The 6,162-nt window shown below is 74.4% G+C and carries 4 protein-coding genes and 1 pseudogene; 3 read left to right on the forward strand and 2 right to left on the reverse strand.

Features of this window, described 5'->3' with window-relative positions; all coding sequences use genetic code 11:
- Positions 1-198 precede the first annotated feature (198 nt).
- On the reverse strand, positions 199-651 hold the full coding sequence (locus ACJOT3_RS31385) for a zinc ribbon domain-containing protein (RefSeq protein ID WP_406976752.1): 453 nt from the start codon (positions 649-651) through the stop codon (positions 199-201).
- Between the two features lie 19 nt (positions 652-670).
- Positions 671-1,210 (reverse strand): annotated as a pseudogene (locus ACJOT3_RS31390) (hypothetical protein); the annotation flags it as partial.
- A 113-nt stretch (positions 1,211-1,323) separates the two neighbouring features.
- Here ACJOT3_RS31390 and ACJOT3_RS31395 point away from each other — a divergent pair.
- The 3 genes from ACJOT3_RS31395 (at position 1,324) to ACJOT3_RS31405 (ending at position 6,155) form a co-directional block, all read left to right on the forward strand.
- Positions 1,324-3,276, forward strand: coding sequence for a GTP-binding protein (locus tag ACJOT3_RS31395; RefSeq protein WP_406976754.1), 1,953 nt, complete (start codon positions 1,324-1,326; stop codon positions 3,274-3,276).
- A gap of 320 nt (positions 3,277-3,596) precedes the next feature.
- A complete protein-coding gene (locus tag ACJOT3_RS31400; RefSeq protein WP_406976753.1) occupies positions 3,597-5,009 on the forward strand; it encodes an MFS transporter in 1,413 nt (470 codons plus the stop codon).
- A 339-nt stretch (positions 5,010-5,348) separates the two neighbouring features.
- Positions 5,349-6,155 carry an alpha/beta fold hydrolase gene (locus ACJOT3_RS31405; protein WP_406976755.1) on the forward strand — a complete coding sequence of 269 codons (807 nt, stop codon included), beginning with the start codon at positions 5,349-5,351 and terminating at the stop codon, positions 6,153-6,155.
- Positions 6,156-6,162: the final 7 nt, after the last annotated feature.

Genomic DNA, 6,162 nt, shown 5'->3' on the forward strand with positions numbered 1-6,162 from the left:
CCGGTCGGTGATGGGCGCCCCCGGCACCGACACCCGGTCCACGATCCGGTAGTCGGCCCGCCACTCGGTGGGCGTCACCGTGTTGCGGACGTAACCGCGCTTGCGGTTGATCAGCTTCTCGGCTCTCCTGGACCGAGCATGCGGTTGAACGCCCGACTGGCTGCCGGGAACGCCCACCGAATCTGACCTGCACACCCCTCAGCCGGGATGTGCGGGTGGGACGTGTGACCGCCGCCCCGCGTTCCCCGCCTCCTGGCCCCTGCGGGCCAGGACACGGGAAGCATCGCGGTCGGCGTGCGCAACGACGCCGCACGACCGGCAAGTGAACAAGGCCTGGGAGATGCGGTTGTGGCGGTGGGTGTAGGAGCAGTCGGCGCACTCGCGTGAGGAGTGCGCAGCGTCCGCGAACACCACCGGTACCCCGGCCCGTTTCGCTTTGTAGGAGATGAAGGTCCCGAGTTGGGCGAAGGCCCAGCTGTGCAGCGTGGCCCGTTGGGGCGCCGGGAAAGAACTGCGGCCGCAGGCCGTCCGTTGAGGGTGGTGGTGGGCGACGGGTGGGACGTACCCGTGCGCGGATCCCCGTGAGGTCTTCGAGGGAGATGCCGCGTCCGGTGCGTTCGGCCTCGGCCACGATGCGTTTGGAGATGACATGGTCGGCGTCCCGCGCCCGGCGGGACTCCTTGCGGCGCTGCTTCTTCAGCAGCCGCTTGGCGGACTTGGTGCCCTTGGCCTGGAGCTTGGCCCGCAGCCGGGCTTGGCGTTGGCGGTACCGGTTCAGCTGCCGTCCGGCCATGATGCGGCCGCCGCTGGTGGTGGCGATGTTGGCGACGCCCGGGTCCACCCCAAGGAACCCACCCGGCTCATAAGCTTCGGTGTCGGGCACGGTCACGCTGACCAGCAGGAACCACATCCCGTCCCGGACCACCAGATCGGCCTCACCGCGCTTGTGCTCGGCTGGCACCTTGAGCTGGTCGGGGGAGCAGACGAACGGTACACCCTTGACCCGCCCCCGCACGGTCCACAGGGAGATGGTGCGGGTGTCCAGGGAGAAGGACAGGTTGCGGGCGTCGTAGGGCTGGGCCGCGTCCGACCGGAACACGACCGGCAATGCGCTCCGGGGGTGAACATCACCACCCGTTCGGTAACGGAACGGTGGCGGTGTGCGACGCGCGGAGGAAAAGCGGTTGCCGCGCCGGGTCGGGGTGTGCATGATCGGGGGCGTTCACCAGGCCCCGACGGACAAGGGAAGCGGCATGCGGCGACGTCACGGAGTACCTCAGCCCACCAGCTCCCGTATCTCCGAGGAAACGCCTCTTGTCCGTTGTGAACATCGGTATCGTCGCCCATGTCGACGCCGGTAAGACCAGCCTGACCGAGCGCCTGCTGTTCCACAGCGGTGCCATCGACCGCCTGGGCAGTGTGGACGGCGGTGACACCCGCACCGACACCGGTGCCATCGAACGCGCCCGCGGCATCACCGTGCGCACCGCCGTGGCCCCGCTGCGGGTGGGCGACGCCCGCATCAACCTCATCGACACCCCCGGCCACACCGATTTCGTGGCCGAGGTCGAACGCGCCCTGGCGGTGCTGGACGGCGCCGTCCTGGTGCTGTCGGCGGTGGAGGGCGTGCAGGCCCACACCCGGGTGCTCATGCGCACCCTGTCCCGCGCCGGGGTGCCCACGTTGTTGTTCGTCAACAAGGTGGACCGCGTGGGGGCCCGTCCCGGCGGGGTGTTGGCCGACGTCCGCCGCCTGCTCACCCCCGATACCCTCGCCCTGGACCGGGTCGTGGATCCGGGTACTCCGGGGGCGCGGGTGGAGCCGCTGCCCGCCCTTGAGCGCTCCCGTGCGGTGGCCGAGGCGCTGGCCGCCCACGACGAGGACCTGCTGGGCCGCCTGGTGGAGGAGCGCCCGCTCCCGCCCGCCAAGGAACTGGAGGCCCGGCTGGCCGACCGGGTGGGGCGGGCGCAGGTGCACCCGGTGCTGTTCGGGTCGGCGATCACCGGCGCCGGAACGGCCGAGCTGGTGGCGGCGCTGACCGGCCTGCTGCCCGCCGCCCGCGACACCGGCGGCCCCGAGCCGCACGGCACCGTGTTCTCGGTGGAGGCCACCGGCGAGCGGGTGGGGCACCTGCGGCTGTTCGGCGGCACCCTGGCCGCCCGGCGGCGCCTGACGCTGCACCGCCGCGACCCTGACGGCACCACCCGTGCGCGGCCGGTGCGGCTGACCCGCCTGGAGGTGGTGGGCGACCCCGGCGCCGGGGTCCTCACCGCCGGGCACATCGCCCGCGTGCACGGGGTGGGCGACCTGCGCGTCGGCGACCGCCTGGGGCCGCCCTCCCTGAGGGAGCCGCGTTTCGCCCGCCCCTCCCTGGAGGCCCTGGTCCGCCCCGAACACGACCGGGACCGGGCCCGCCTGCACGCCGCCCTGCGCGCCCTGGCCGACCGCGACCCGCTCATCGCGGTGCGCACGGTCCCGGGCCGGGGTGTGTCGGTGCTGCTGTACGGGGAGGTGCAGAAGGAGGTCATCGCCCAGACCCTGGCCGAGGGCTTCGGGGTGCGGGCGGTGTTCGAACGCAGCCGCATCGTGCACGTGGAGCGCCCCGCCGGCACCGGGTCGGCGCTGGAGACGGTGGAGTCCCAGCCGCCGGACGGCTGGCCCGCCACGGTGGGCCTGCGCGTGGAGGCGGGCCCGCCCGGGTCGGGGACGGTGTTTGGCCGGGAGGTGGAGCTGGGGGCGCTCTTCCCCGCGTTCGACCGGGCCGTGGTGGAGACGGTGCACCGCGCCCTGGAGCAGGGCCTGTACGGGTGGCGGGTCATCGACTGCGCGGTGACCATGACCCACAGCGGGTTCACCCCCTCGACGGTGCCGGGGGACTTCCGCCGCCTGGTGCCGATGGTGCTTTTGCGCGCCCTGGAGCAGGCCGGGACCCGGGTGCTGGAGCCCGAGCACGCCTTCGAGGTGCAGGTGCCCGCCGACGCCCTGGGCCCGGTGACGGGTCTGCTGGCGGGCCTGGAGGGGCGGGTGCACGACACCCGGCCGGGGCGGGGGACCTGGACGCTGGCCGGGGACGTCCCGGCCCGGACGGTGGGGCGGGTCCAGGCGGCGCTGGCGGGGCTGCCCCGCGGCGAGGGGTTCTGGGAGTCGCGGCCGGCGGGGCTGCGCCCGGTGGCGGGGGAACCGCCCCGGCGCGAGCGCACCGACGGCAACCCGCTGGTGCGCGAGGAGTACCTGATCCACCTGGGGCGGGAGGGCGGCGGCCGCACCGCCCCCTGACAGCTGACAGGGGCCGGGCGGGGCCGGTAGGACGTGGCGCCCCGGCCGCCGGCGGGTGGGTGCCGCTGCCTCCGGAACCCGGTGCCCCCGGGGCCACCGGGTTCCGGGGGCGGACCGTGCCGCCGCCCGCACCATGCCCCTGCCCACCCTGCGCACACCGCACGTACCGCCCGGTTCTCCCGCCCCGCGGGGGCCGGGCGGCGTATGCTGGTGCCATGCGCAAGCGACATTAAGTCCAACGACGGTCCTCGGTCCGTGCCCGGGCCCCGCCCGGCGGCACCGCTCCCCGGTGCCCCTGCACGTTCGACCGAAAGACCTCCATGACTCTCGAATCCTCGCGCGCCCCCGGGGTGCGCGTGTTCCGGCTGACCGGGCCGCTGTACGTGTACGCGGCCGCGGAGGAGTTCGTCCTCCTGTACCCGGTCTACGCCCTGCTGTTCGCCGACCACGGCCTGTCGGTGGCGCAGATCGGCTCCCTTTTCATGCTCTGGTCCGGGGTGGGCCTGGTGTCGGCGGTGCCCGCCGGGGCCCTGGCCGACGTGGTCCCGCGCCGGTACCTGCTGGCGGCCGCCCCGGTGTTCACCGCCGCCGCGTTCCTGTTGTGGCTGCTGGCCCCCGGTTATGGGGCGTTCGCCGCGGGGTTCGTGCTGTGGGGGCTGGGCGGGTCCCTGTCCTCGGGCTCCCTGGAGGCGCTGGTCCACGACGAGCTCGCCCACCGGGGCGCGGCCGACCGGTACGCGCGGGTGATGGGCGTGACCCGGGCCCTGGGGGTGGCGGCCGTGGGTGCGGCCACCCTGGCGGCGGTGCCGGTGATGGCCTGGGGCGGGTACGCGGCGGTGGGCGCGGCCAGTGTGGCGGTGTGCGCGGTGTGCGCGCTGGCGGCCCTGTTCCTGCCCGAACACCGTGCCGGGGCACCGGCCCCCGCCCACGCCGACGACGGCGCCCCCGCCGACCCCGGCGGGGTGTCCGATCAGGTGGCGGGGGTGCTGCCCGCGGGCCCGCACCGGCCCGGCCACCCCTCCGCCCCGGCCGTCCCGGCCGTCCCGGTCGCCGCGGCCTCCCCGGGGACCGGCCCCGACGGCCCCGTCGGCTCGGATGACCCCGATGATCCCGAGGACGCCGAGCCCGCCACCCTGCGCGAGTACACGGCGGTCCTGCGCGCCGGTCTGGCCGAGGCCCGCCACGACCGGCGGGTGCGCGGCGCCATCGTGCTGCTGATCGTGGTCACCTCCTTCTGGGGGATGCTCGACGAGTACGTTCCGCTGCTGGTGTCCGACCACGGGGTGGCCCCTGAGGCGGTGCCCGCCGTGTTGGCGGTGGTGTGGGCGGGGGTGACCGTGGGCGGCCTGCTGGCCGGTCCGGCCTCGCGGCTGCCCGCCCGCGCGTTCGCGGTGCTGCCGGGCGCGGCGGCGGTGGCGATCGCCGCCGGGGCGCTGCTGGGCGGTGCGGCGGGGTGGGTGCTGCTGGGTGCGGGGTTCGGTGTGTGCCAGGCGGCGTGCGTGGTGGCCGACGCCCGGTTGCAGGACCGCATCACCGGGTCGAGCCGGGCCACCGTCACCTCGGTGGCGGGGCTGGGCACGGACCTGGTGACGACGGCCGCCTACCCGCTGTACGCCGCGGTGTTCGCGTTGACCGGGCACGGGTGGGCGTTCGCGGTGTTCGCCGCGCCCTACCTGGTGGCGGCGTGCGTCCTGGGGCGCGGGGGGCGATCGGCCCGGGGCGGGGACGGGTAGGAAAGTTTCACCGGTGAGGTGTCCGGGGCATGATTCCTGCGATGAAGTCGTCGCGGGGATCGAACCCGATCGGTGTCCCGGGCGTCTCCCCCTGTAGTCGGGTGTCCTGGACCCCGATGAGGGCGTGGTGGTCTTCACCACGTGGGCACCGTGCCCGAGGACGGCGGTCACGGTGTGTGCGGGCCGTAGGCGTCGAGGGACCGCCTGCGGCCCACCTCTCTTTCCGTGGCCGTTTGTACGGCCCCCGACGGATCGATGCTCTTGCGCAGGTGAATAGCATCGTTTCTTGTGGCACATCAGACGAACCCGGTGAACGGTGACGGAACGGGCACGGCCCGCGTGCGCGGTATCGATATCCACTATGTGGACCGCGGCGTGGGCTATCCGCTGCTGTTCGTGCACGGGCACCCCTTCGACCACACCTTGTGGGAGCCGCAGGTCAGAGCGCTGGCCGGGCGCGGCTACCGGGTGATCGCGCCGGACCTGCGCGGGTACGGCCGCTCCACGGTCGTGCCCGGTGTCACCACCATGGACGTTTTCGCCCGCGACCTGGCGGCCCTGCTGGAGCACCTGGGCCTGGACGCGGTGGGGGTGGTGGGGCTGTCGATGGGCGGCCAGGTCGCCCTGGAGCTGTGCCGGCTCTTCCCCGACCGGGTGGACTCCCTCATCCTGGCGGCCACCAACCCCTACGCTGAGACCGAGCAGGGGCGCGCCTCGCGGCGGGCGGTGGCGGCGCGGCTGCGCGCCGAGGGCATGGTCGGCTACACCGACGACATGCTCGTGGGGATGATGACCGAGGCCAACGTGCGGGAGCTGCCGGCGGTGGCCGACCACGTGCGCGCGATGATGTACGCGGCGCCGCCCGAGGGTGCGGCGGCGGCGCTGCTGGGCCGGGCCGAGCGCACCGACCACCTGCCGCTGCTGCGCCGTATCTCGGCGCCGACGCTGCTGGTGGCGGGGCAGGAGGACGGGTTCACCCCGCCGGACTTCACCGAGGCGATGCACGTGCGCATCCCGGACTCGGTGGTGGAGATCGTCGAGGGTGCCGGGCACCTGCCCAACCTGGAGCGGCCCGAGCGGTTCAACGAGGTGCTGCGCCGGTTCCTGGAGCGCTCGCGCACCCGGCTGAGCCAGACCCGTATCTGACACCGCC

Origin of the sequence: Nocardiopsis protaetiae (assembly GCF_045446735.1) — a bacterium.
GTDB classification, from domain to species: Bacteria; Actinomycetota; Actinomycetes; order Streptosporangiales; family Streptosporangiaceae; genus Nocardiopsis; species Nocardiopsis protaetiae.

What these genes read in the sequence shown, in the direction of transcription:
- ACJOT3_RS31385 (WP_406976752.1), bottom strand. Translation starts at nt 651, where the DNA reads ATGTCATCTCCAAACGCATCGTGGCCGAGGCCGAACGCACCGGACGCG.
- ACJOT3_RS31400 (WP_406976753.1), top strand. Translation starts at nt 3,597, where the DNA reads ATGACTCTCGAATCCTCGCGCGCCCCCGGGGTGCGCGTGTTCCGGCTG.